Below are 25261 nucleotides of genomic sequence, written 5' to 3' on the forward strand. Positions count from 1 at the left end.
GTGCCTTTGATGTCTTTGACGGCATCCATGTGTTCGATTCTTCGATGTGTTCGATCAGGGTCCGGCCGAGGCTCCGGGGGGTGGGGCCCCGGCCGGGTCACCCGAACAACGGACCGCGGGGGAGGACGGTTCAACCGGGGACGCTTCAACCCGGGACGGCAACCGGGGTCAGTTCGCGTCGTGGTAGACCCGGCCGCCGGCGTTGGCGGTCGCTCCGTCGTACAGGCCCGTCGGGCTGGTCACGGTCGAGAGCGTGAACCACGCGTAGCGCTCCACGAAGTCCAGGCCGTCCAGCATCGTCGTCGACGACCTGATGAAGTCGGTCTGCTCCTGCTCGCTCGGATAGCGGGGTGTGCCCTGGGAGAAGTCGATCAGCCCGTACTCGGTCAGCCAGATCGGCTTGTGGTAGCGGTCGTGGACGGCCTGGAGGTAGCCGCGCAGCTGGTCGGCGGCTTCCGGGCCGAAGTCGGCGCCGTACCAGTGCAGCGGGATGAAGTCCACGCGCAGACCGCGCTGGGCCGCCCCCTGCATGAAGCGGTCCAGCCAGCCGCCGGCCAGGTCGGCGCCGGTGGCGACCGCGGGCGCGCCCAGGCGCAGGCCGGTCGCCTCCAGCCGGGGCCACAGGTCGAGTGCCTGCTCGGGAGTCATGGCGGCCTGTTCCGGTGAGTCCGGCTCGTTGAAGCCGAGCAGTTCCCTGCCCTCCGTGGCGGCCTGGCCCAGTTCGGCGTCGGTGACCGAGCCGGGGCCCCAGATCATCGGGACGTAGTCGACACCGGCCGGCTTGGTGACGGCACCGGTGGAGGACGCCCAGTTGAAGTACCAGGACGCGCCGGAGTCGGCCAGCGCCTGGGAGGCACCGTCGACGGGGTTGAGGCTGACGCCCTTGCGGGTGGCGGCCGGGCTCTGGTTCCCCGGGCCGGGCGGCGCCGTGGTGGCGGGGCCGGTCGGGGCGGCGGCGCCGGTGCCGAAGGCGACGGTCAGGCCGGCGCACCTGGTGCACTGGTACATGACCTTGTTCCCGGGCTCGGCGTCCTGCTTGGACCAGGCGTACGCGGTGGGGCACTTCTGGTTGATCATGTCGCTGTAGCCGGTCTTGGCGTCCCGGTCCGGGTTGACACACACCAGCGGGGAGCCCGTGCCGGGGTCCTTGACGAGGTTGTCGGCCGGGCAGGCGGACAGCAGGTCCTGCGCGCAGCCCGCGACCGCGCACTCACCGCTCGCGGGCGGTGTCTCGCCGTCGGGCGTGATGGTGACGGGTGCCGCGACGGCGTTGACGTAACTGACGTCGTACCAGGGCGCCAGGGAGTCGGCCGGATCGAAGTTGAACTCGGCTAGTCCGGTGGGCTGTTCGCCCGTCGAGCAGCGGTCCGCGTACGGTCCGCAGTCACCGACGGCACAGTGGAACGTACTGCCCTCCTCACCGCCGCAGCCCTGGCGGGCGAAGAAGGTGCCGCGCCAGTGACCGGCCCCCTCGCGCTCGGGGACGGTGAGGGTGGCGGACTGGCCCGGGTCCAGCACCGGCAGACCGGTGAGCGCGGTCGAACCGTCGGCGTTGACCGTGCTGCCGACCCAGATACGGCTGTCCGTCCGGTTCTGGAGGGTGACGCTGTGCTCGGCGCCGCCGACGTCGGCGGCGGGTCTTCCGTGGATGTCGGCGCCGCCGGAGCGGTGCTGCTGGATCGCCACGGCAGTGCCGGTCACACCGACGACGACCAGGAGCAGGGCCAGGAGTAAGGATGTGCGTCTGCGCATAGAGCGTGTGCCTCTCCAACGGGCGGGCGCCGATTCGGCGATCGGATCGTCGCCGCAGGCACGACGGATGGACGGGGGCGGACGGTTCACCCGGTGGCGGATGTCAGACCCGTCGCGCCTTCGGGGTGGTCGCGTTCGTGTCTCGTCTGATGTGCGCGGGGGTGGACCTGGTGGGGGAGTCGGCACCGTGAGAGGTCGAGGCCGACCGGGTGGAGGCGATCGAGTCGCGTGCGGCCGTGAGCCCCGCAGGGCTGAGAATGGGCGGCGGTTCGTACGTCGCCGGGACCGCGGAACCGGCCAGGGGAGACACCGGCGTCATGGGGCTCGCGGGAGCGAAGGGCAGGAGAGTGGGGCTCTCGAACTGCGGGGTGATCCGGGCCGCGAGGAAGGCATGGCCGTCGCTCATCGGTTCCCGGCCCGGATTGCTGAAGTCGGTGTCTTTCCACGCCTGGTGGGCCTCATCGGCCTCTTGGACGGGGGTGGGCGTCGGGTCCATGGGGGTGCCGGTGACTCTTTCGAGTCTCGCTTCCTCGGCTGCTCGGAAGCCGACGGCGTCGCTGAGCTGATCCCGGCCCGGATTGCGGGAGTTGTCGATTCTCCCGGCGTACCGCGCCTGCCGGGCCCCCTGGAAGGCGGCGCCGTCGCTCATCTCGTTCTCGCGCGGATAGTCGAAACTACTCCTGGCCGACGATGCGACCGAGTCCTGTCGGCCGGTCGCCGGGCGCTCCCAGAGTGCGCGGGCCTGCTCGAACCGCTCCCGGTCCTGGGCCACGATGGCGGTCCGGGCGTCGGTCATGGACTCCGAGGCCGTGACCGTCCGCGGTACGTCGCCCCGCGACGTGCCCCGCGTCCGCGTCGACGGGTCGGTGCTCGGGGGAGCGGTGCGCCGCAGTTCCCTCAGGTACGCGTTGTTGGCGTACGTCGCGACACTCGGCATGCTCGTGGGAGATTTGTTGTACGCCTTCCTCCACTTCCTCTCGGTTCTGACCAGTTCCAGAACCGCGTCCTCGAAGGCCTCTCGCGCATGGGGCGGAAGCCGGCTGATCGTCCCTTCGAAGGCCTCCCTCGACGAGGGCATCGGCTGAGTGGAGAGAGACCGCTCCGGCGACCCGCCTCGCGTCGACGGAGCCGAGTCCGCCTCGGACCGGCCGGATCCGTCGGCCTCCGGGCCGCCGCCGGCCGCGGGGGCACCCCCTCGCGACGGTGACCGACCCCTGAGGCTGTCGATGAAGCGCCGTAGCTCGTCCGCCAGTTGATCCCAGGCGCTACCGGTGTCCCTAGGGCGCGCCGTGCCGCCGGGACGCCCGCCTCGCATGGCGTACTCGGTGTTGAGCAGGCTGCGCGCCAGCCCGAGTTCGGGGGAATCCAGCCGCTCGGGCCGCGTCTTCCTGGCCAACCGCTTCCCGGCCGGGGAAGCGGCCATGTCATTCGCCATGGTTGCCCCTCATCCATGTCTCAACGTCGGAATGCCGGATGTGTGACTTCGGGCCGGAGGCGGGCGGAGTCACGCCACGCGCAGTTCGAACCCGCTCGGCAACGGCAGCAGACCGGGGGGCAGCGGAGCCTGGGGGAACCAGGGGGCGCCGTCGACCGGTCGCGCGGGGGCCGCCCGACGGGCATAGCAGCCGTCCGCGCCGGACGCGGACCGGCGGCGCTCCAGCAGACCCTGCGACGCGGACCGCCACGCGTGGGCTGCGGTCATGGGCGTACCTCCCGAAGCTGTCGGCTGTGATCCGTCGGCCGGGTGCCGACGCCAGTCGGAGGAGAACAACGGACGCGGCGCGCCCCGCGGTTCAACCGGCAGTCCCCGAAAGGGACTTCGGCGTCCTGTGGTCGTGCCGCTCGTGGTGGTGCCGTGGGCGCGTCCGACGGCCGGGCCCGCACCGCCGCGAGCACGCTGCGGGCCCGGGTGGAGTCCGTCGGACCGTCAGCTCCTGCGGGAGCCGCCGGGCTTCTTCTGCTGGGACCCCGTCGTTCCGCTGCTCGGAGGCTTCGGCTTCCTGCTGCTGTGTCCGCGCTTCGACGAACCGCTCTGCACCGGAGCCTCGGGCGGAGGGCTGGGGTTCCTGGGGGTGCGTTCCAGGGCTGCTCCCAAGCCCGAGGAGGAGCCCGTGCTCGGGGTGCGCGAAGGGTTGTACGGCCCCGTCCCCGCCGCGGGAGCGGGGGTGTAGTCGTTGGCGTCGACTCGGTTAAGGGGTACGTCGAACTGGCTGTCGGAGGAGTTGTTGCCGCCACGATTCGCCTGAGAACCGGGGAAGTAGGACTGACGGTCCACCGAATCGATCTGTGGCGTGGCGCTCATGGTGTACCCGGCGTACGGACCGGAGGCCGTCGCGCCCGAGCCGTACGAGCCGCCGCCGTAGGCCTGCCTCGGATTCTGGTTGCCGTAGTAGGAGTCGAAGTACGAGGACCGGGCGGTACCCGGTTCTTCACCGGGTGAGACCGCCAGGCTCATGTTGGACATGGTGGTCGCGAGCGGATTCTCGATCTCGTAGTCCGGGGTGGCGAAGTGCGGTGCCGGGTCGCTGGTGGCCGTGTAGCCGCTGAACATCTGGCCTCCGGTGGGAAGCTGATTGCGGGCATTGGACATGTACACGTCCTGCCCGCTGCTCAGGGTGTTCACCGGGCCCAGGTAGCCGCCGGAGCCGTGGCTGGAGACCGTGGTGTCCGACTGGAAGGACTCCCTCACCGTATTTCCGGGCGGGAACTGTGGATTGGAGCCCGAAGACCCGGACGACGCGCTCCCTCGCGCCTCCTGCGCGGAAGCGACGGCTTGGAGCCTGTCCTCCAGCGTTCGCGCCGCCGACGGTGCGGCAGGCCAGTTCGCACCGGCCTGCGAGCTCTGTGAAGGATGACGTTGCCATCCCGCGAGCTGCTCACGGGTCGCCGTGCTGTGCGGGAACTCCGCGCCGGCGGCCGTCATGAAGACGGCCTGGTCGGGGTCCCACTGCGCATTGTCGAGAATGCCCCTGAAACCGTCGAGCGACTGCTGAAGTCCCTGACGGTTCCTGAGGATCGAGCGCGACACCTGCTGGGTCTGATACTCCCGGCTCTGTTCCTCGAGATACGACGGCGTCCGATCGAGAGTCATGACCTGGTCCCAGGAATTCTGGGACCGAACCGTATACGTGGCGACTTCGTCCAGTACGGCCGTTTGCTGGTTCCGCCGCCGGACGTGGAACGTCACGCCGTCGACTTCACCCCTCGCCATCTTGTTCAGCAGTTCAGGCATCTCGATTGTCTTCAGTACGCTGTTCTCGTCTATCCCCCGGTAGACGTCCGCGTGAACCATTCCGCGGGATTCAGCCATGAAGGTCTGAGATGTCCTGCCCCACATGTAGTTCAGCGAGGGTGAGGACGACGTACGGTCGTGTCCCGTGTCGAGCCCGTCGAGGATCGCCGCCCCGGGTGTACTCTCCAGCGTCCTTCCGTTGTTGAGCTCCGCCCTCAACTCCGCCGGCATCCCGGTCGTCTTCGACCATGCGCCGGTGTTCTTGACGTGCTCGGCGCCTGCCTTCACCAGGGCGGAGGCCCAGTCCTTGCTCCTGCGGTACGAACTCTTGCTCTGATTGTCCAGCCACCAGCGTGCTCGGACCGAAAAGGCACCCTGCTTGTCCAGTTCACGCACCAGGTCGTGAACCACCTGGGTATTCGCTACGGGCTGCCGACCCGCATTGATCTCGCGCCCCTCGAACGCCACTTGGTCGTAGAAGGCCGTCATGGCGGCGTGGAGAGCAGGATTGTCCGCCGCCCGCAGACCCCGGTAGCGGTCCAGACGTTCGAAGGATTTCTCTCGCCCGCGCCGGAATTTGGATTCGCTGAAAGCCATCGCGGTGTCTTCCCTTTCTGCCCGACGAGCAGCCGCCGCCTACCCGCGCTGCGGATCGAACGGGGTGGGACCGGCGATTGCTCACATGATCGTGTGCGGTTGCCTTGTGGGCGGATCCCACCGCCCTGTCTGTCTTGACAGGTAACAACGGCAAGCGCTGTAGCACGGTTCACCCGCCCTCAGCCTGAAATCTGGCGGGGATCTTGGGCCTTCCCGGTACGGCAGCGTGATCAGCGGGCGAGCGCCGGCTGCCGTGCCGAGCGATCTTTGTTCCGATACCGGGGATCCGCCGGATCCGTGAACCCCGTACCGCACGGGTGCGTTGTGGTGCCCAGACGGGACCCGGACTTCGTGCTCCATGGGGTCCTGGACCACTGTCCGACGCGGCTCTCACCGCACATCAGGAAGGAGCGCCATGACGGTCCAGACGCCTGACGCCGAGCAGGCGACCGCAGCGCCCCGGGAACCGTCGCCGGGAGCGCCCCCGGAACCGTCCCCGGAACCCGCCGCGGCGGCGCCGCAGGGGACTCCGCCACCGCCCCCCGCGCCGAAGTTCATCCTCTACCTGGAGGCGCCGGAGTACGGTCGGGCGCTGCGGCAGCTGACCCTGTGGGTGCACCACGTGCTGCTGCCGGTCTACGGCCGGGAGGTCACCTCCATGGCCCTGTGGTGCTCGCGCTGGTGGGAGCACCCGGAGGCGGTGGCCCAGCTGCACGGGCTGTGGCTCGCCTGGGGGGAACTGAGCGACACCGGCTCCGAGTCCGGCATGAGCGGCCCGGCGAGCTGGCACCGGGACTTCCTGGGGCCGATCATGCAGAACCTGCGGGACCCGTCGGGTGTGTTCGCCGGCTGCAAGCCCGGTTCGCACCGCCCGAAGGAGGTGCCCGTCGTCGACGCCGTCGACCCGTTCGGCCCGCCGCCCGGACCACGGCCCGCCCAGGGCTGACGGACGCGTTCAGGGCTGACGGGCGTGCTCATGGCCCCGGCGGAACGAGGGGCGGACCACGGTGGTCCGCCCCTCGTCCCCGTCCTTGCCCTCGTCCTCTTCGAAGGTCAGGCGTCCGGCCGGACCACCCCGAGGATCTCCATCGACGCGGCCGGGGAGACGTACACCCAGCGGCCGGGCCGGGGAGCCTGGATGATCCTGCCGCCGCCGATGTAGAGGGCGACATGGCTGGCGTCGGCGAAGTAGATGATGAGGTCGCCGGGGCGCATGTCCTCGATGGGGACGTGCTCGAGCTGTCGCCACTGCTCCTCCGAGGTGCGGGGGATGGGGTGGCCCGCCGCCAGCCAGGCCTGCGAGGTGAGGCCGGAGCAGTCGAAGGAGTCGGGGCCCTCGGCTCCCCACACGTAGGGCTTGCCGAGCTGGCGGGTGGCGAAGGCGATGGCCTTCTTCCCGGCCGGGGTCGCGTCGGTGCCGACCTTCTTGAGGATGCCCGTGCCCACCCACTTCGCCTGGGCCTTGTCGGCCTCCGTCTTCTCCAGCGCGGCGAGCCGCTCGACCTCCTTCTTCTCCAGCCGCGACTCCAGCTTCTTCGCGTCGTCGATGTGTTTCTCGATGGCCTGGCGCTCGGTGTCCTTGGCACGGCGGCTCGTCCGCAGACTCCTCAGTTCGTCCGCGGCCTCGTCGGTGCGGGTCCCCAGGTCCTTGCGGGTGGCACTCAGGGAGGTCAGCACCCCTTGGGTGGCCTGCTGTGCCTGACGGGCCAAGGACGCGTTGTCCAGGGCGCGTTCGGGGTTGTCGGAGAGGGCGAACTGCATCTCGGCGGGCAGGCTGTCGCCCCGGTACTGGGCGCGGGCCGCCGCCCCCGCCAGTGAGGTGAGACGGCCCAGTTTCGTCTCGGCCGCCTCGATCCGGCCCTGGAGCGTGTGGACACGCTCCTCCTGCTCGGTCACCTTCTCGTCGGCGGCGTCGTACTTGTTCGTGGCGACCTCCGCATCGTGGTAGAGGCGCTTGAGTTCGGCGCGTACCTCGGTGAGGGTGCTGGGCTCGGCCCGGGCCGGCTGCGGGGCCGTCGCCGTCAGGGCGAGGGCCAGGGTGACGGTCGCCGCCGTCCGGTGGCCGTGTGCGCGCAGAGTCCGTCTCATCTGTGCCGAAGCTCCTTTCGTGGGCGTCGCGTGAGGTGTGCGGGCGGGGTCGTCACCACAACGGGGCGGTGGCGGCCCGTGGTTCAAAGCGGGGTGTGAACCGGCCGGACGCGCGACCCGTTGTGCGTCCCAGGTGCGGTTCGCGGACGAAGGGATCGGTATGGGCGCGGAGTTGGTGCTGCTGGCGCTGTGCACGGGGTTCGGCCTCGGCTTTCTGACGCTGGCGACACGGTCGGCGCTGGCGGCCGTACGGCTGTGGGTGCGCGGGCTGCGCGTGATGGGCCAGGTGACGCCCCGCATGGCCCCGGACCGGCGGTGGGGCGGGCTCGTGGTGTTCTCCGACCACCTGGGGCGGGGGCTGGTCTTCGACCCGGGGTGGCGGGGGCCGCTGTGCGGGCTGCCGCCGGTCGGCGGGAGCGTGCCCGTGGTCTACGCGCAGAACCGGCCGGCCACGGCCCGGCTGTGGACGCTGCGGTATCTGCTGGCGCCGTCGTTCGGATGGTTCCTGTCCTCGACCCTGGCGTTCGGCACCGGCGTCGTGGTCTCGTCGTGAGCCGGGACGTGGCCGCGGCGCGGCGGGGCGGGGGCGGATCCGGCGGCCTCGGGCGGGTCCACGGGATCGACGTGCTGCGCGGGTTCGCCCTGTTCGGCATCCTGCTCGTCAACGCCCAGCTGATGGCGGGTCCTTACACGGCGTTCGGCGGCGGTCCCGACGCCTCGGACATCGACCGGGCGGCCGCGTGGGGAGTGACCGCGACCACCACCGTCTATCAGCTGTTCTCCTTCCTTTTCGGCTACAGCTTCGTCCTCCAGAGGCGTGCCGCCCGGCGGACGGGAGCCGTGTTCCCCGCGCAGCATCTACGGCGCACGGCGGGGCTGTTCGGGCTCGGTCTCGCGCATGCCGTGCTGCTCTATCCCGGCGACATCCTCATGACGTACGCCGCTCTGGCGCTTGTCCTGTACGGCCTGCGCGACCTCGGCCCCCGGGCCGCCGTGCGGGTCGCGGTCTGTCTGGTGGCGGGTCTGGCCGTCCTGCTGCTCGGGTACGGGCTGGCGACCGTCGCCCTCACCGAGCCGCTCACCCCGGCCCGGTACGCTCCCCGGGTCGCGGACACCGTGGCCGCCTATCGCGGCGGGGCCCTGTCGGTGATCGGGGCGCACCTGCGCGAACTGCCGACCGCGCTCGGCGCCAACCTGATGTACACCCCCGACATGCTGGCCGCGTTCCTGGCGGGACTCGCGGCGGCGAAGGCGGGACTGGTCGAGCGGCGCGGGCGGGACCGGGCGTGGCTGCGGCGGACGGTCGTACGGTGGCTGCCGGTCGGCCTGGCCGGCGGTGTCGTCACCGCGTGCTGCGCGAACGGGCCCCTGGACAGCCGGTGGTTCCTGGTCGGCCACGCGGTGTCGCTGCTGACCGCGCCGGCCCTCACGGTGTCGTACGCGTGCGGAGTGCTCCTGCTGGCCGACGCGCTGCGCCCGGCGGCGGCCGTGCTCGCCGCCTCCGGGCGCATGGCGCTCAGTCACTACCTCACCCAGTCGCTGGTCCTCGCCTGCGTGTTCACCGGGTACGGGCTGGGGCTCTACGACCGGGTCGGCACGGCCGTCGTCCTCGCGGGCTGCGTGCCGCTGTACGGCCTCCAACTTGCCCTCGGCGCCCGGCTGATGGGCCGGGTCCGGTACGGGCCCGCCGAACTGGCGCTGCGCACGGTCACGCTGGCGCGGTGTCCCGGCCGGGCGCCGGCTTGCTCAGGGTCACACCCGGCAGCAGACGGCCCGCTGCCCGTTCCGTGATCGCCGCCGTCTCGGCCTTCGCCGCCGCCGAGATGGCACCGGCGCCGGGCTCCTTGTACCAGGGGCGCAGCCGGATCAGGGCGGGCTTGACCCCCGTCGCGAGGAGCAGCGCGGTGCCCTTGGGCAGCGCGCGGATCCTGTCGGGCGGCAGGACGGCCTCCTGGCGGTAGGAGTACGAGCGTGAAGTGCCGTCCTTGCTGCGGGAGACGCTCGGTGTGCGCACGTCGTGCTGACCGACCAGGGTGGAGATCTTCTGGACGAAGTCGGCGTCGTCCAGGCCCGCGCCGAGGAGCTTGACGGTCGCCGCGCTCCACAGCGCGTCCATGCCGACCTCGCCCCACACCCGGGCTCCCTGGCGGTAACTCTGGAGCAGGGTAACGACGTTGATGCCGCGGGAGCCGAAGTGCGAGTACAGATCGGGGAGATCGGAGATGCGGCACACGTTCGCCGCTTCGTCGAGCACCGCGGTCAGCGGCGGGTCGAGGCGCCCACCCATGCGCTCGGCGGCGACGACACCCGCCCGCATCGTCGCGTCCGCGAGCCCCGCGATGACGCCCGCCGCCGAGCCGCCGCCGTCCTTGGACAGCAGGTAGAGCGTGTCGTGGCCGAGGACGTGCCGGTCGGGCCGGAATTCGGGGAGGTCGGGGTCGAGGGTGACCCAGGCGAGGATCTCGGGGTCGAGGAGGCAGGAGACGGTCTGCCGGGCGGTCTCGTAGATGCCGTCCCGGGTCTCCACCGCGCCCCGCACGGTGCCCTGCAACTGCTCGGCCATCGCGACGAGTCCGACCTGGCGCAGGAGGTCGATCGGGGCACGGTCGGCGGGGTCGGCGAGCCAGGCGAGGATCTCGGTCAGCGGGGCGCTGCCGCGCGCGGCGGCGAGGAAGAGCGCGGTGAGCGTGTTCTGGGCGGCCGAGATCCAGAAGTCCTTCTTCGCGGTGTCGTCGTTGACGGACGCGACGAAGTGGCCGGCCATCCGGCGGGCGCCCTCGATGGTGTGGCACTCGCCGAGGATGTTCCACCACATCGCCCGCGGGGTGTGGGCGATGCCCTGCGGGTCGAACGTCCAGACCGTGCCCGCCTTCTCGCGTTCGGCGCGGGTGACGGCGTACACGTCGGCCTTGTTGGACGTGAGCAGGACGGCGCCCTGGGCGCGCAGCACCCGGGGCACGGCGATCCCGGTCGACTTGCCGGCCCGGGGTGCCATGAGGTCGAGTTCCACGTCCTCGTAACTGCTGCGCAGTTCGGGGCCCTTGGGCTCCAGGTCGCCCAGGAGGTTGCCGGTCTCGTCCGGGTGCACCTGGTCGCGGCCCTTGAGACCGGGGCGCAGCTCGCGGGCGCGGGCCTCGATGCCCTTGGGACACATGGCGGCGAGTTCACGCCGCCCGGCCAGGCCCTTGGGGCGGGCCGAACGGTCCGTGAAGAGGCGTACGACGAGGGCGACGGGCACCGCGACGAGCGCCAGCAGGCCGAGCATGCCCGCGTAGACGGCGGCGGCCGGTGCCGTGGGCCACAGCGCGCCCGGTCCGTCGGAGACCAGGCGGGTGACGGTGGACAGGGCGAACGGCGGCGCGTCCCAGCCGTTGCCGGAGAGCCCGGCCCCGAGGGTGCCGCCCGACCAGGCGACGGTGAACATCAACAGACCGGTGCCGGCGAGGGCGACGATGGCCCACGGCAGCAGGTCGTGCAGGTCGCCGCCACCGCCGCGGGGGGCGCTCACGCGGTCCACCGCCCGGCCGCCGCCTCGGTGCCGGGGGTGCCGGGGGCGCCCGGGAATCCGTGGACACCCTCCTGGGCGGCCCGTGCGACCTGTGCGGCGGCCCGGGCCGCCGCCTGTTCGACGGCGTCCTCGTTGGGCGTCCAACGGGTGTTGGTGTTGTGCAGGCGGCGCTCCGCGTCGGTGATGGCGACCTTGATGGGGATGCCGGGGCGGCCGCCGACCTTGATGAGGAACCGGCCGCGGCCCGGCGGTTCCTCGTTGTCGCCGTTGACGCCCCAGCCGGGCGGCGAGGACCAGGACGACACGAGTTCGATCTCGCGCCGCGACAGGCCGACCACCTTGCCGAGGTCCTCCATCTCGGTCTTGGGCAGCCCGGCGCACACCACCATCCCGGCCCGCTCGACGAAGCCGCGGGCCTTGGCGCGGTCGGCGTCGGTGCCGAGCGCCTCGGCGTCCTTGAGGGTGTGGGTGATCTTCGCGTCGCCGAGGCCGAGCGAACGGTTCAGCCGGGTCAGCGCGTCGATGCGGTCGACGATGCCGGAGGCGGCCCGCAGCGGGCGCCACAGTTCGTCGAGGACGGTGAAGAACCAGCGCCTGGGGGCGAGTCCGGCGTCCGCGAGGGCGTGCGAGGCGGCCACCGTGCCGAGTCCGTCGGACCAGGCGGCGAGCATCGCGGCGGCGGTCAGCTGGGTGTCCGCCTCGCCGATGCCGGAGATGTCGATGCACACGGCGGGCGCGTTCGGGTCGATCCGGGTGGACGTCTCGGAGGCGAAGGTGTCGCCGAGCGGGCCGTCGAGGATGCCGAGCAGGGAGCGGTGCAGCGGGTCGACGGCGTCCCGGTAGCGGGCGTCGTCACCCCGGTCGAGGGTGACCGCGCGGACCCGGGGCGGGCCCTCGGTCAGCACCCGCAGCACGTCGGGCAGCAGCAACGCCCGTCCCTGGGAGGTGCGTTCGCGCAGGTGGTGCAGGACGGCGGAGAGCACGGACTGCTCGTGGTCGTCCATGGGCCGCCCGCGGACGATGGTGATGAGGGCGGCGACCATGTTCAGTACGCGTCCGTGGGCCTCGGCCTTCAGGACCTCGCCGGCCTCGCCGCCGATCTTCGCGGCGGCCTCGCCCATGGCGCCCGGGTCGAGGACGTTGATGCCGCCCCGGCCGCGGCCGATGGAGATCACCTGGCCGCCGAGCGCGCGGACGGTGTCGGCGTAGTCCGGCTTGAGGTCGCCGAGGACGAGCGGGACGACACCGGTCGCGGCGAGCCCGATCAGCATCCGGTTGATGAGCGTGGACTTGCCCAGACCCGGCATACCGAGCATGAACAGCGAGGGGTTGGAGATGTAGCGGGCCCGGGTGAACCAGTTCAGCGGGTCGCCGCACACGGTGGCGCCGGTGAACAGGTGCTGCCCGAGTGGGACGCCGGTCATGGGCGAGCCGGAACCGGCGGCGAACGGCCACATGCCGCACGCCTGCACGGTAGTGGCACGCCACATGGTGGGCGGGTCCATGTAGCCGACGCGCCCACCGCCGACGCCGTACCAGCCGCGGTGCGGGACGAAGAGTTCCTTGGGCTTCGCCGGAGCCTTCTCCTTGGCTGCCTTGCCCGTCCCGGGCGCCCTGCCTGTCCCGGCTGCCAGGCCCGTCGTACCGTCGTGGCCGCCGAGCCGGCTGTCCGGCGTCCCCTTCTTGGCCTTCCTGCGCGCGGACGTCTCCGCCCTGCGGTCGTCCCGTGCGGACCGGCCGCCGTCCAGTGCCGTGAGCGCCTGCTCCTCGGCCAGCCGGTCGGCCCGCTCGGCCTGCTTCTGCTCGCGCCTGCCGCTCACAGCGCCTCCTGAAGTTCGTGCGGGACGAGGGTCTGCTCCCAGGGGAGGATTCCGGCGGGCAGGGTGCAGCTGAACGCCGCCGCCTGCATCCGGTCCGCGGGCCGCATCAGGACCCGGGACGCCGCGGTCAGGTTGCGGACGGTGACGCTCGCGTCCGCCAGCTCCTCCATGCTGTCGACGGTGACCGTCAGCATCAGCGAGAACTCCACGAGTCCGGCGCCCGACGCCTCCTCGGCGGCGGTCTGCTCCGCAGCCCTCACCTCGGAGGCCGCGCGGGCCTGCACCATGCCCTTGCCGGACGACGCCATGAACTGGGCGCTGCGCCGGTCCGCCTCGACGATGCGGGCCGAGGTGGCCGGGTCGATGGGCCGGTAGACCAGGGCGACCCGCTTGCGACGGGTGCCGGGGGCCGCCTCCAGCATGCCCCGGAGCACCGACGAGCGGATGGTGCCGCGCGGCGCCAGGGTCAGCATCCAGGTCCGGGAGACGCCGGAGTCGTGCTGGTAGCTGTTCACGGTCTCGACGGCGGCGGCGGGGCCCGCGTCGTCCCACTCCAGGCCCGTTCCGCCCTGCTGGGCACGGGCGTTGAGGACGTCGGCGGCGACGGCGGGGTCGTAGGCGACCCGGACGACCTCGGCGATCCGCTCGGCCGACAGCGGGTACGCGGCACCGCCGCCGGCCGCGACGAGCCCGCTGAGCAGGCCCGGGATACGGATGGCGAGATCGGTGATCACATCGGCCTTCTTGCGCCGCTGGCCCGGCGGGATGCCGTAGGTCAGGGTGATGTAGGTGTGCATCTCGGACGACGCGCTCGGGTACCGCTCCACGACCTCCTCCATGACCGCGCGGGCGGCCGGCGGAGCGTCGGGGTGGATACGGGGCAGCACCTCGTGGGCGAGCCGGGTGCCCGGGTCGGGGGCGGTCTCCACGATCACGGTGGCGCCGCGCAGACCGGGTTCGTGGGCCAGCCGGGCCAGCCACTCGCCCCACAGCGCGACCCAGACGTCGACCTGGTCCGGGTCGATGAGCGAGCCGCCGTCGGGGTCGCAGCCGAGGACGATCGTGTACAGGTTGCGGACCGGGTGGTGCAGGACGCCGAAGGGGCGGTCGTAGGCGTCCCGGCCCTCGGTCGCGGTGACCTTGTTGAGCAGGCCCGGCGGGCGGAACCGGCCGCCGGGGCGGGCGGACAGCGGCCCGGAGACGTAGAGGTGCGCGCCCTTCGCCTTGCGGCGCCACCATCCGATGCGCAGGGTCATCAACTGGTAGACGTTGCGCCCGTCCTGGGTACGGATGGCGAGCGGCACCAGGAACACGACGACCGGTACGAGCACGACCAGCGCCGCGTACAGCGAGATCAGCGACGCCAGCAGGGTGACGATGAGTCCGCCGAAGACCCCGAAGGTGCCGACGAGTCCGAGCGGCCCGAGCCCAGGCCGCCGTGGCCTGCGCCAGTTTCCGTAGGTCGGATGGATGACGGCTTCCGTGGACATGAGTCCGGTTTCCCTTCGTGAAGTGACGGGGGGCGGCGCGACGGTGGGGAGACCGCCGGGTTCCCAGGGGGGAGCGGGAACCCGGCGGCCGTTCAGGGGAGGGGAGACGACGGGGAGTCCGCCGGTCACCGGCGGGGGCCGCCCGCGGGTGACGGCCGGGCGCGCTCGCGCCGGGCGCGCGGTCCGGACGCCGTCGCCTCCCCGGGGATCACTTGTTGTGGCCCAGTTCGCCGTCGGCGCCCTCGACGGCGCCGGAGACGGTGGAACTCGCCACCTGTGCCGCGGCCACCGCCGCGAGGACGGCGACACCCGCCGGTCCGGCCGCGGCGGCCGCGCCGCTCGCGCCCCCGCCCGCCGCTCCGGCACCCGAGGCCCCGGCCCGGCCCGCCCCGGCCGCGCCGCCCGATCCGGTCGCGCCCGCCTCTCCGCCCGCGCCGGACGAGCCGCCGCCACCGGACGAGCCGCCGGATCCGGTCGCTCCGCTCGGACCCACCTGCGCGCCGCCGCCGGAGCCGCCGCGGCTGCCGCCGAGCTGGACCGCGCCACTGGCCAGGCTGGAGCCCGCCTGTCCCATGCTGGACATGGGGTTGCCGGTGCCCATGGCGGCGGTCGCGGGCACGATGAGTTTCAGCAGCGCGGGCAGGGCGACGGCGGACAGCAGCATCACGCCGATACCGGCGATCCGGGTGTTGATGGTGCTGGTGTCGCCGGTGCCGCTGTTCTTGCCCGAGTTGATCATCGCCATGCCCGCGTTGAGTACCAGGGCGACCGCGGGTTTGTAGAGCAGCCAGGCGATCATCCAGCCGATGTGCTTGCGCCACCAGCCGGCGCCCCAGTCCGTCATCGAGGCCGCGGCGGCCAGCGGGAGCGTGCCGAGCAGCAGCATCATCACGCCGAGCCGGATGTACATCAGGACCGTGTGGATGATCCCGGCGATCAGCAGCAGGAACGCGAGGACCAGCAGCAGGAAGGACTGGATCCCGCCGCCGTCCGAGCAGGCTCCGACGTTGTTCAGCGAATCCTGTACGGCGTTGTTGAACAGGTAGTTGGAGTAGCTGTCCCCCACGGCCGCGGCGGCCACCACGACGGTGGTGGCGGCACCCGAGACGAGCACCACCCGCATGATGCCCTTCAGCGCCGTGCGGCCCGCGTCGCCCTTCCGCTCGATGGCCATGCGGCAGGCGGCGAAGAGCAGCGAGCCGACGGCGAGGTAGACCACGATCCACTGCGTGTCGCTGCTGATGTCCTTCGACGTCTGGGTCTGCTCCAGCGTCGGGACGTTGGTGGTCAGCGCCGCGAACACCGCGACCGCGCCCGCGAGGATGGTCTTCGCGATCAGGTCGACGATGGTTCCGATGGGATCGCCGAGAAAGCTGAAGAACCCCTTCACCAGGTCGATGACCGGATTCCCGGACGTGCAGTTCACGTCAAACCCCCCAAAGAATGAAGCCGTTGGTGCTCTGGACGGCCGACACCGGCGAGTGCAGCGAACCGTTGTCGTCGGGCTCGACCTTCCAGTCGCCGCCGCTCCAGCGCAGGGAGATGTCGGTCGCCGCGTATCCCTGGGCGCTCTTGAGGAGCAGTCGCACGGTCGCCGCCGTGTCCGTGTACGAGGTCACCGAGAAGCCGGTGTACGAGGCGACGGCCGTTCCGCTGTTCTGGCTGTCGGTGCTCTGGACGGTGCCGCGCTGGAACTCGAACATCTCGCGGCCCTGCCCGGAGACGACCTGCTGCTCGGTGACGGTGCGCCAGTCGGATCCGCTCATCTGCGAGGGGATGATGTGGGCGGCCAGCGCGGCCCCGGTGGGCGTGTGCGCGTAGCACCACCACAGGGGCCCCTGGATCCGGGTCGGCCCGGCCGAGACGGAGACGGGCACCCGCGCGACACCGAGCGTGCGCCAGCTCACGTCCTTGGGCGCGGCCTGGGGCAGCGCCGATCCCGCGCTGTCGTCGGTACGGCAGCCCCGGGGCCGGCCGTCCTTCGTGGCGGACGGGCCGGCCAGCGGGCCTTCGGAGGCCGCGGCGTTCGCATGGGCCGTGGTCGTGTCCGGGCCGGACAGCATGGTGACGATCCCGCCCACCACGACCACGATGCCGAGGAATCCCGCCGACAGCTGCCAACCGCGCTGCTTGTAGTACGGCCCGGACTCCGCGATCCGGCGCTCCCTGCGTTTGAACATCACGACCGTCCGCCGGGCCTACGCGAAGACGAAGCTGATCAGCGGGCCCGCGGTGGCCACGAGGACACAGCCGCCGAGCACCATGCCGAGCCGGCTCATGTGCTCCGAGCTCTCGCCCCGCTTGACGGACACGGCCATCATCGCGCCGGTGATCAGCACGCCGGCGACACCGGCGGCGGTACCGGCCCAGGCGGCTATGCCGAGGACCGTGTTGACCTTGGAGGTGAGCGCGCCGGGGGCGTTGGCCGCGGGCTGGGGCACTCCGGCGGCGAGGATGTTGGAGGCTTCGTAGAGCAGAGAGGACATGAGGATCTCCGAAGGATTCGGCGCCCGGCACGAGCGGTGGGCGGGAAGGTGACTGGCTTTACGAAAAGGCGTGTTGGGGTCAGGGGCCGAGGAGCTGAAGGCTGCCGAGGGCCGTGACGAGCGGACCGGCGCACGTGGCGACCAGGCAGCTGAGGGTGACGAAGAAGACGCCGCGGAAGTGCTCGCCGCCCTCGCCGGGGTCGCCGCGGCGCAGCTGGAGCGCCATCTGGATACCGACGATGATCAGTCCGCCGACACCGCAGGCCGAGGCGCACCAGGCGAGCAGGCCGAGGATCGTGTCGGCTTCCACCGGCGGGGTGTAGGCGGCCAGGAACCGCGCGTCGAGGAGGTGTTGGGTCACGACACGGCTCCCTCGCCGTAGAGCTCGCCGCCCACCAGCTTGGCGAGCGTGGCGAGTTGTCTGGGGATCGACTTCGGGCGTCCGCCCGTACGCCAGGCCGGTATCCACGGCACGCGGTGCACCCGGGCGACGGAGCGGAGCACGCGGATGCGGCGCAGCAGACTGAGCGGCAGCCGCCCGGGGGCGTCGGCGACGAGGACCACGCCGAGCAGTTCGAGTCCCTGCGGGGCGTTGCCCTCCTTGAGCGCGCCCAACGCCTGGGAGACGGACCGCAGTCCACGCGCGCTGGTCCGGCCGACCAGGACGACCCGGCGTGGCTCGCCGCGGGCGGGGTCCGGCCAGCGGGCTCCCACCTCCACTCCGCCGAACGCCTCGACCAGCGAGGTCGCGCCGGACCCGCCGTGCGCCTTGACCCAGCCCACCTCGTCCCGCGACTTCCCGCGTGCCGCCTTGGGGGGCCGCTTCGACTGACCCCAGGCCGCCTCCTCGGAGACGGCAGCCGCCGCCGAGCGCCGCCCTGGGGCGGACTTCGGCGAGACAACCTTGGGCCGGGGCGCGACCTGCGGGGCCTGCACGTGTTTCGCGACCTGCGTGGCCGTAGTGAACTCCGGCTGAGCGGCGGGCACTTGTGACGGCGCGTGCTGAACCGCGTGGGCCTGCGTGGACGCCGGCTGAACCGCGTGGGCCTGCGGTGATGCGGGATGGCCTGCTGGACCCTCGGGGTGCGCGGGCTGTCCGGTGGGAAGTACTGGCTGTCCGGCGGGGGCCGGGGCTGCCGGACCGCCTGGCGCCGTCGGCCGGCCGGTTCCGTCGGTGTCAGGAGCGGGCCGCGCTTCCGGCGGCGTCGGCTGCGGGTTCTTCGGTCCCCGAACCCATGACCCCGGGCCCGACGGCATTGCCGAAGGAGTCCCCATGTGTGTCCCGCCCCCCTCTTCGCTTGCTGATCCGCTGCTCTGGCTCATCTGGTTTCCACTGGTTTGAACTTATTTGCTCCGGGCGCCGTTTCGATCTGTCGAGCCCGTCGGACAGCACAACGGGCCATGTGGCCACAGCGGTTCAAGGCGAGGGGAAGAAGGCGGGCGCTCATGAGCGGAGAGAGCGGAGAAGGCGGTTCGTCCACCGCCGTCAGGAACGGGATCCTCGCGGGCACCGGCTGCGGTTGCCTGCTGTCGCCGCTCGCCCTGGCCGGAACGCTGGTCGTCGTGGTGGTCCTGGGCGGGTTCGGCGTTCTGCTGGCGCCGCTCATCGCGCTGTACCTGCTGTTCCACGGCGGAGGCGGCAGCCCCCCGAGCCAGGCCGACGCGGACCAGTCGCTCGGCATCTTCCAGGGCGACGGCAAGGGCGAGCTGGACACCTCCACCGTCCCCGCGGACCTGGTGGACCCCATTCAGAAGGCCGGCGAACTGTGCGGCGCCATCGGCCCGATCGTCATCGCCTCTCAGATCGAGAAGGAGTCCGGCTTCAACAGCGCTCTGGTCGGCCCGAACGGCGAGCAGGGCCTCTCGCAACTGCCGCCCGAGATCTTCACGCAGTACGGCAAGGACGACGACGGCAACGGCAAGACCTCGGCCCTGGACGCGAAGGACTCGATCATGGCGCAGGGCCGCTACCTGTGTGAACTGGCCAAACAGGGCCAGCAGATGATCGACAACGGCGAGGTGAACCAGAGCGACGGGGACGGCACCACCAACAGCGTTCTGGACCTCGCCCTGGCCGGCTACGACGTCGGGATGGACGCCGTCCGCGCGGCCAGGGGGGTGCCGCAGACGAACGAGGCCCAGGGATATGTCCTCGCCATCCGCGCCCAGTTCGCCAAGTACCAGGGCATCGGCGCCCCTCCCTCGGGCGCCACCCCGGGTGTCACGCCCGACCCGACCACGACCAGTTCCATCCAGACCGCCGCATGAGGAGGACAGCCATGGCCCGCTTCGATGTGTACATCTCCGGCGAAGGGCTCGCCGAGATCGACGGACACACCCTTGTTCCCGCGCCCGGCCAGTCCGTGCACGAGGCCGTCCTCGACCGGTTGCAGGGGTACGCGGAGGAACGTGCCGGCGCCGTCGCGGCGACGGTGTACGACGGCCCCGGCGCCGCCCGCTTCGTACTGGAGGTACTGCCGGACGGTTCGAGCCGCGTCCTCGAACCGGAGGAGGAGCCGTCCCCCGGGCCCGGACCCACGGCTCCGCCCGCGGCCGTTCCGGTCGCCACCGTCGTCGTTCCCGTCTCCGACGCGGACACCGCCTCCGCCGTCGCCACCGCGGTCGCCCGGGCCCGCGCCACGGCCGCCGCCCGCGCCGAGGTACCGGACCCGGGCGCCGTCGCGGCCCCCGCCGTCACCAGCGGTCTCCCCGCCGGTCTCGTCGAACGGATCGGCCGTATCAACGCGCTGGCCGCCGACGGCCTGCTCGACGAGGCGTTCGCCGACGCGACCGCGCTGCGCGAGAGCCTGACCGGCTCGATGGGGGCCGAGCACCCGCACGCCGTGGAGGCGCGGGCCGTCGAGGCGTACCTCGCGCACCTGCGCGGCGACCACCGGGAGGCCATCGTGCTGGCCCTGGCCGTGGCCCGGATCCGGTGCCGGGCCAGGGACGGCCGCGCACCCGCGGAGGTGGCGCGGGCCGCGGCGGCCTGGCAGCAGCTCGACGACGACCGGGCCGTCGTCGCCCACGGGCGCGAACTCCTGCACATGTGGGACACGTTGGACCGGCACGGCCTGCTGCCGCCCGGCTACGCGGCACTCGTCGGGCAGGTCCGCGGACAGGTCGACGCGCTGGAGGCGTACGTCTGAGTCACCGCGCGCGACCTCGCGCGTACCCCCGGTCACACCCGCCCCGACCAGCTCGTCCATCACTTCGTACATCCGACGTCAAACGAACGTGGAACACCCCTCGGAACACTCCGTTCCTCAGGAGGCCCCGGCCCCAGGTCCCCCTTGACCGGGTCCGGTCATCCCAAGGAACAGGAGCACACCATGAACGTCACGGTCATCGGATCGGCGAGCGCGGTCTCTCCCGAGGAACGGGCGCTGCGCGACCTCTACCTGGAACACGGCCCGGCGCTCTACACGTATGTGCTGCGCATGCTCGGCGGGGACACGCACCGCACCGAGGACGTCATCCAGGAGACGCTGCTGCGCTGCTGGAACAAGCGGAACCTGGCCGACGACGAGGGGATGGCCGTACGCCCCTGGATGTTCCGGGTCGCCCGCAACCTCGTCATCGACGGGCACCGGACGCGGATGGCGCGGCCGTTGGAGATAGGCGGCGCCACCTGGCTGAGCGAACTGGGCGCCGAGGTGGACGACATCGAGCGGATGCTGTCGTCCATCGTGGTGCGCGAGGCCCTGCGGGCGCTCACTCCCGCCCACCGCGACGTGATCCGGGCGACGTTCTTCGAGGACCGCACCACCCAGGAGGCGGCCGACGCCCTGGGCATCCCGCAGGGCACGGTCAAGTCCCGGGTGTACTACGCGCTGCGCAGCCTGCGGCTGGCGCTGCGCGAGCACGGTGTCGTCGCGGACGACGACGTCCGACCGCAGGAGCAGCAGCTGGACCAGGACCAGGTCCGAGCCGCGGCCTGACCGCGTCCGGGCCGTCCGGGCCGTCCGGTCACCTCGGACCGTTTCCGCTTGCTCCGGGCTCGGAGGCGTCCAGGTCGAGCAGGGTCTGCCGCAGGTCGGCGGCCTCCGGGTGGGAGGTCTCCTCCAGGAGGGCGAGCGCCGCCCGGAAGGCGCCGATCGCCGCGTCCCGGTCCCCGGCGGCGAGCCGGGAGTCGGCGATGTGGCGCAGGGTGTCGGCCTCCAGATAGTGGTCCCCGACCTCCCGGTACAACGCCAGCGCGTGCTCGAAGCGTTCGACGGCGGCGTCGTACTGACCGAGCTGGTGGTGGGTGTAGCCGACGCTGTCCTGTGCCGCGGCCTCGCCGATCGGGTCGCCGATCTCCTGGTGCAGGGCGACGGCCTTCTCGCAGTGCTCCAGCGCCTTGTCGTGCTCACCGAGCAGGATGTAGGTCCAGCCGACCTCGTTCAGGACGATGGCCTCGCTGCTCGTGTTGCCCTCGGCCCGGTACAGCTCGCGGGCGTGCGCGTAGTGGTCGAGCGAGACGGTGAACCGGCCCTCCCCGTTGGCCTGGTAGGCGAGACAGCGCCGGGTGCGTGCCTCGCCGAACGCGTCGCCCTCGGTCCGGAACAGCTCCAGCGCGCGGCCGAGGTCCCGGCTCGCCTCGGCAGAGTGCGCGAACCGGGTGTGGAAGAAGCCCAGACCGCGCAGGGCGTGCGCCTCGCCGACACGGTCGCCGACGGCCCGGGCGGCCCGGAGCGCGACACTGTTGATCTCCATCAGGTCGTGCCAGAAGCCGAGCCGGTCGAAGTACAGGTCAAGGCCGACGGCGGTGCGCCAGGCGTGGTCCTCGTAGCCGTGGGCGGCGGCGTGCTCGACGACCGCCCGCAGGACGTGCCGTTCCGTGCGCAGCCACTGCATGGCGTTCTTCCGTCCGGTGAACCGGACCGCGCCGCCGTCCGTTGTGTTCGGCGGCAGGGGAAGGGTCTCGCGGAGCGGGCTGATGATCGCGGAGGCGTGGTGGGTGGTGTGCAGGTAGTGGTCGTGCATGCGGCGCAGCGCCGCGGCGCGCCGCTCCCCGGTGTCCTCGGTGTCGGCCAGTTCGCGGGCGTAGGCGCGCAGCAGGTCGTGGAAGGCGAAGCGGCCGGGCGCGTGTTCACCGAGCAGGCTGGCCCCGGTGAGCTCGGCCAGCAGCGCGCGGACCGGGCGCGGGGGCACCGCGGCCAGGGCGGCGGCGGCCGTCGTGCTGATGTCGGGGCCCGGGTGGAGGGACAGCCGGCGGAACAGTTCCGCGGCGGGCGACGGCAGCGCGTGGTACGACCACGAGAAGACGGCGCGCGCGTCCGTGTGGGCGTCGCCGCCGGTGAACGCGTCCAGGCTTCCGTGGGTCTCGCGGAGTTCCCCGGCGATGTCCGTGAGCCGGAAGCCGGGGTGGTGCGCGGCCCGCGCCGCCACGATGGCGAGGGCCAGCGGCAGCCGGGCGCACAGCTCGACGATGGCGTCGGCGGCCTCCGGTTCGGCGTCCACCCGCGCGGCGCCGATGCGCCGGGTGAGCATCGCGCGGGCCTCGCCGGTGGCCAGCGGGCCCAGCGTCAGCGGGTGGGCGCCGTGGCCGGCCACCAGTCCGGTGAGCCGGCTGCGGCTGGTGACGATGACGAGACAGCCCGGTGTGCCGGGCAGCAGCGGGCGTACCTGCCCGCTGTCACGGGCGTTGTCCAGCACGATCAGGACGCGCCGGCGGGCGAGGACACTGCGGTAGAGGGCGGCCTGCGCGTCGAGTCCTTCGGGGACGGCCTGCGGGGCCACACCGAGGGCGACGAGGAACGTCTCCAGCGCCTCGGAGGGGTCCATGACGGAGCCGCCCTGGTCGTATCCGCGCAGGTTCACATAGAGGCTGCCGTCGGGGAAGCGGTGGGCGACCCGGTGTGCCCAGTGCACGGCCAGGGTGGTCTTGCCAGCCCCCGCCATACCGTTGATGAGGCCGATGACGGCCGTGTCCGGATGGTCATCGGAGGGCAACAGCGCGTCCACCCTGCCGAGTTCGGTGTCACGTCCGGTGAACAGGGGCAGGTCGGCCGGGAGTTGGGACGGGTGTACGTCACCCGTGGTCCGTATGCGCTCGTCCTGGCCGGGGTCGTCCGGCTCCCCGGTGTCCGGGCCGTCCTCGGTGTCCGTGCCGCCGGTGTCCGCCGCCGGTACCGGGACCGGCGGCGGCGACAGGTCCGGGTCCCCGGCCAGCAGCCGTGCGTGCGTGGCGCGCAGCGAAGGTCCGGGTTCGATGCCGAGTTCGTCGACGAGCGTGCGGCGGGTGCTCGCGTAGACCTCCAGGGCCTCGGCCTGCCGCCCGCAGCGGTACAGGGCCACCAGCAGCAGTTCGCACACGGCCTCGCGCAGCGGCTGCGCGGCGCGCAGCGCCACCAGTTCGGGCAACACCGCTTCGTGGCGGCCGAGTTCGAGTTCCACGCGGAGCCGGTACTCCAGGGCGGTCAGCCGTCGTTCGGCCAGGCGTGCCCGTTCGGTCTCCGCGAACGGCCCGGGAACACCGGCCAGGGGGGTGCCGTGCCAGCCGGCGAGCGTGCTGCTCAGCAGCCGGGCCGCCCCGCGGCTGTCGCCCCGGGCGCGGAGCCGCTCGGCCCGCGCCAGGCTCTCCTCGAACTCGCCGAGATCGCTGGTGATCTCCTCGGTGCGCAGCGCGTATCCGTCACCGATGGACACCACGAGCCGGGGCGGGGCGCCGGGGGTCCGTTCGGACTCCAGCAGCTTGCGCAGCCGTGACACATAGGTGCGCAGCATGGGGACGGCACCGGTCGGCGGGTCGTGCCCCCAGATGCCGTCGACGAGTTCGCCGACACCGGCCGTACGCCCGCGGCGCAGGAGCAGCACCGCGAGCACGGCCCGTTGCTGCGGCGAGCCGAGTGCCAGTTCCGTCTCGCCCCGCCAGGCACGCAGCGGGCCCAGTAAGGAGAAACGGAGAACTTCCGCACCATCGGTAACCTTCACAACACCAGAGAGTAGCGAGGGCGGTTACGAACACTCTGTCGATTCGGCCAATTTCATATCTTCGTGTCGTGTACGCGGCGGGTCGGCAGGCCGCCCGCACCGGATCCCGGGGATCGCCGGGCCTCAGCCGCGCTTTCCGAGGGTCTCCAGCGCCTCGTCCGTGAGCCGGTACACCGTCCACTCGTCCTGCGGGCGCGCGCCCAGCGACTCGTAGAAGTCGATCGAGGGCCGGTTCCAGTTCAGGACGGACCACTCCAGGCGCTGGTAGCCGCGCTCCCGGCAGATCCGCGCGAGCTCCGTGAGCAGCGCCTTGCCGTGACCGGCGCCGCGCGCCGCCGGGCGTACGTACAGGTCCTCCAGGTAGATGCCGTGGACGCCGCGCCAGGTCGAGAAGTTCAGGAACCACAGCGAGAAGCCGACCGGCTCACCCGTGACGTCGTCCTCCGCCATGTGCGCGTACGCGGCCGGATTCTTCCCGAACAGCGCCTCGCGCAACTGCTCCGGCGTCGCCCGCGCCTCCTCCAGGGCCTTCTCGTACTCGGCGAGTTCACGCACCAGGGCGTGGATGACGGGGATGTCGTCGGGGGCAGCGGTACGGATCATGCGCCGAGACTAGCCCGGGAGGCTCCGCCGCAAGTTTTCCGCGACCCGGGCGGCTCGTCCGGAATGTCGATCGGACAAGGGACACTGCCGGCATGGGTGAATCGGACCATGCGCATTGACCGGGTCCTCCACAGGGTGTGGATGTACGTGCGCGGTGCGCCGGGCACGTACATCTGGCTGACCATTCTTTTCATCACGACCGTGGCCATGCACCACATGTCTCCGGATTTCGAAGAGGACTTCCTGCGGCAGCGCTCGACGAACATCCATGAGCTGTCGAACAACCCGGTGCGGGTGCTGTTCGCGAGCGCGATGTGGATCGACGGCGGGCGCTGGGCGCCGTACGCCGTGCTCTACACCGTCTTCCAGGCGCCGGCCGAACGCTGGCTCGGAACGGCGCGCTGGCTCGCGGTCAACGCGACCGCGCATGTCGTGTCGACGCTGGTCAGCGAGGGTGCGCTGCTCTGGGCGATCAAGCACGGCGTGGCACCGCACTCCGCGGTCGACACCCTCGACATCGGGGTGAGCTACGCCCTGGCGGGGGTGGTCGGCGTGCTCACCTACCGGATCGCGACGCCCTGGCGGTATCCGTATCTGGTGGTCGTTCTGGCGGTCTACGGGATTCCCTTCATGACCGCGCGCACCTTCACCGATCTCGGGCATTTCACCTCCGTTCTGATCGGTCTCGCCTGTTATCCGTTGGCCCGGGGGCGCGGAAAGGCATGGAATCCGAAGGAGACAGTGGCCGCTTTCCGGGGTTAACGTCC

General features: G+C 71.9%; 23 protein-coding genes. 8 read left to right on the forward strand and 15 right to left on the reverse strand.

The annotated features are described in order from the left end of the window. Window positions 1–168 precede the first annotated feature (168 nt). On the reverse strand, window positions 169–1752 hold the full coding sequence (locus ACZ6KY_RS23880) for a glycosyl hydrolase (protein WP_469312304.1): 1584 nt from the start codon (window positions 1750–1752) through the stop codon (window positions 169–171). A gap of 103 nt (window positions 1753–1855) precedes the next feature. Next, window positions 1856–2548: a hypothetical protein gene (locus tag ACZ6KY_RS23885; protein WP_469312305.1), complete on the reverse strand. Its 693-nt coding sequence runs from the start codon at window positions 2546–2548 to the stop codon at window positions 1856–1858. On the opposite strand from ACZ6KY_RS23885, the gene ACZ6KY_RS23890 reads away from it, so the two are divergent. Beyond that, complete coding sequence (locus ACZ6KY_RS23890; protein WP_469312306.1) at window positions 2547–2837, forward strand: hypothetical protein; 291 nt, start codon at window positions 2547–2549, stop codon at window positions 2835–2837. The genes ACZ6KY_RS23885 and ACZ6KY_RS23890 overlap by 2 nt on opposite strands. Window positions 2838–3256: 419 nt before the next feature. Here ACZ6KY_RS23890 and ACZ6KY_RS23895 read toward each other — a convergent pair whose 3' ends face one another. Then, complete coding sequence (locus tag ACZ6KY_RS23895; protein WP_469312307.1) at window positions 3257–3454, reverse strand: hypothetical protein; 198 nt, start codon at window positions 3452–3454, stop codon at window positions 3257–3259. Between the two features lie 225 nt (window positions 3455–3679). After that, a complete protein-coding gene (locus tag ACZ6KY_RS23900) occupies window positions 3680–5581 on the reverse strand; it encodes a hypothetical protein (RefSeq protein WP_469312308.1) in 1902 nt (633 codons plus the stop codon). A 415-nt stretch (window positions 5582–5996) separates the two neighbouring features. Here ACZ6KY_RS23900 and ACZ6KY_RS23905 point away from each other — a divergent pair, with 415 nt between their 5' ends. After that, window positions 5997–6527 carry a DUF4913 domain-containing protein gene (locus tag ACZ6KY_RS23905; protein WP_469312309.1) on the forward strand — a complete coding sequence of 177 codons (531 nt, stop codon included), beginning with the start codon at window positions 5997–5999 and terminating at the stop codon, window positions 6525–6527. A gap of 107 nt (window positions 6528–6634) precedes the next feature. Here the strand turns inward: ACZ6KY_RS23905 and ACZ6KY_RS23910 are convergent, their stop codons facing one another. Next, entirely contained in the window at window positions 6635–7669 is a 1035-nt protein-coding gene (locus tag ACZ6KY_RS23910) for a C40 family peptidase (RefSeq protein WP_469312310.1), read from the reverse strand. 160 nt (window positions 7670–7829) lie between these two features. Between ACZ6KY_RS23910 and ACZ6KY_RS23915 the strand changes: the two genes are divergently transcribed. Both ACZ6KY_RS23915 and ACZ6KY_RS23920 read left to right on the forward strand, forming a co-directional pair. After that, window positions 7830–8222, forward strand: coding sequence for a hypothetical protein (locus ACZ6KY_RS23915; RefSeq protein ID WP_469312311.1), 393 nt, complete (start codon window positions 7830–7832; stop codon window positions 8220–8222). Further along, complete coding sequence (locus ACZ6KY_RS23920; protein WP_469312312.1) at window positions 8219–9460, forward strand: DUF418 domain-containing protein; 1242 nt, start codon at window positions 8219–8221, stop codon at window positions 9458–9460. Before ACZ6KY_RS23915 ends, ACZ6KY_RS23920 begins: the two co-directional genes overlap by 4 nt. On the opposite strand, the gene ACZ6KY_RS23925 is transcribed toward ACZ6KY_RS23920, so the two are convergent. From ACZ6KY_RS23925 to ACZ6KY_RS23960, 8 genes are all read right to left on the reverse strand, one after another. After that, a complete protein-coding gene (locus ACZ6KY_RS23925) occupies window positions 9378–11186 on the reverse strand; it encodes a type IV secretory system conjugative DNA transfer family protein (RefSeq protein WP_469312313.1) in 1809 nt (602 codons plus the stop codon). The two genes, ACZ6KY_RS23920 and ACZ6KY_RS23925, sit on opposite strands and share 83 nt — an antisense overlap. Further along, entirely contained in the window at window positions 11174–12682 is a 1509-nt protein-coding gene (locus ACZ6KY_RS23930; RefSeq protein WP_469312351.1) for an ATP/GTP-binding protein, read from the reverse strand. Before ACZ6KY_RS23930 ends, ACZ6KY_RS23925 begins: the two co-directional genes overlap by 13 nt. 311 nt (window positions 12683–12993) lie before the next feature. Next, complete coding sequence (locus ACZ6KY_RS23935; RefSeq protein WP_469312314.1) at window positions 12994–14487, reverse strand: SCO6880 family protein; 1494 nt, start codon at window positions 14485–14487, stop codon at window positions 12994–12996. A gap of 208 nt (window positions 14488–14695) precedes the next feature. Beyond that, window positions 14696–15913 (reverse strand): hypothetical protein, encoded by a 1218-nt coding sequence (locus ACZ6KY_RS23940; RefSeq protein ID WP_469312315.1) that lies wholly within the window; start codon window positions 15911–15913, stop codon window positions 14696–14698. 1 nt (window position 15914) lies between these two features. Continuing rightward, window positions 15915–16667, reverse strand: a complete 753-nt coding sequence (locus ACZ6KY_RS23945; RefSeq protein WP_469312316.1) for a DUF8175 domain-containg protein — start codon at window positions 16665–16667, stop codon at window positions 15915–15917. 18 nt (window positions 16668–16685) lie between these two features. Continuing rightward, a complete protein-coding gene (locus ACZ6KY_RS23950) occupies window positions 16686–16973 on the reverse strand; it encodes a hypothetical protein (RefSeq protein ID WP_469312317.1) in 288 nt (95 codons plus the stop codon). 79 nt (window positions 16974–17052) lie between these two features. Continuing rightward, window positions 17053–17334: a hypothetical protein gene (locus ACZ6KY_RS23955; protein WP_469312318.1), complete on the reverse strand. Its 282-nt coding sequence runs from the start codon at window positions 17332–17334 to the stop codon at window positions 17053–17055. Beyond that, a complete protein-coding gene (locus tag ACZ6KY_RS23960) occupies window positions 17331–17909 on the reverse strand; it encodes a hypothetical protein (RefSeq protein ID WP_469312319.1) in 579 nt (192 codons plus the stop codon). Before ACZ6KY_RS23960 ends, ACZ6KY_RS23955 begins: the two co-directional genes overlap by 4 nt. Before the next feature lie 510 nt (window positions 17910–18419). Between ACZ6KY_RS23960 and ACZ6KY_RS23965 the strand changes: the two genes are divergently transcribed. The 3 genes from ACZ6KY_RS23965 to ACZ6KY_RS23975 all read left to right on the forward strand — a co-directional run bounded on the left by ACZ6KY_RS23965 (window position 18420) and on the right by ACZ6KY_RS23975 (window position 20914). Beyond that, a complete protein-coding gene (locus tag ACZ6KY_RS23965) occupies window positions 18420–19241 on the forward strand; it encodes a transglycosylase SLT domain-containing protein (protein ID WP_469312320.1) in 822 nt (273 codons plus the stop codon). 11 nt (window positions 19242–19252) lie between these two features. Next, window positions 19253–20122 carry a hypothetical protein gene (locus tag ACZ6KY_RS23970; RefSeq protein ID WP_469312321.1) on the forward strand — a complete coding sequence of 290 codons (870 nt, stop codon included), beginning with the start codon at window positions 19253–19255 and terminating at the stop codon, window positions 20120–20122. Between the two features lie 183 nt (window positions 20123–20305). Continuing rightward, window positions 20306–20914 carry a sigma-70 family RNA polymerase sigma factor gene (locus ACZ6KY_RS23975; RefSeq protein WP_469312322.1) on the forward strand — a complete coding sequence of 203 codons (609 nt, stop codon included), beginning with the start codon at window positions 20306–20308 and terminating at the stop codon, window positions 20912–20914. A gap of 28 nt (window positions 20915–20942) precedes the next feature. On the opposite strand, the gene ACZ6KY_RS23980 is transcribed toward ACZ6KY_RS23975, so the two are convergent. Both ACZ6KY_RS23980 and ACZ6KY_RS23985 read right to left on the reverse strand, forming a co-directional pair. Next, complete coding sequence (locus tag ACZ6KY_RS23980) at window positions 20943–23891, reverse strand: AfsR/SARP family transcriptional regulator (RefSeq protein WP_469312323.1); 2949 nt, start codon at window positions 23889–23891, stop codon at window positions 20943–20945. Window positions 23892–24014: 123 nt separating this feature from the next. Beyond that, complete coding sequence (locus ACZ6KY_RS23985) at window positions 24015–24494, reverse strand: GNAT family N-acetyltransferase (protein WP_469312324.1); 480 nt, start codon at window positions 24492–24494, stop codon at window positions 24015–24017. A 108-nt stretch (window positions 24495–24602) separates the two neighbouring features. Between ACZ6KY_RS23985 and ACZ6KY_RS23990 the strand changes: the two genes are divergently transcribed. Beyond that, the gene (locus ACZ6KY_RS23990; RefSeq protein WP_469312325.1) at window positions 24603–25256 is read left to right on the forward strand and encodes a rhomboid-like protein; all 654 of its coding nucleotides are present in this window, start codon (window positions 24603–24605) and stop codon (window positions 25254–25256) included. Window positions 25257–25261: the final 5 nt, after the last annotated feature.

The organism is Streptomyces sp. NPDC042002 (genome assembly GCF_055588305.1).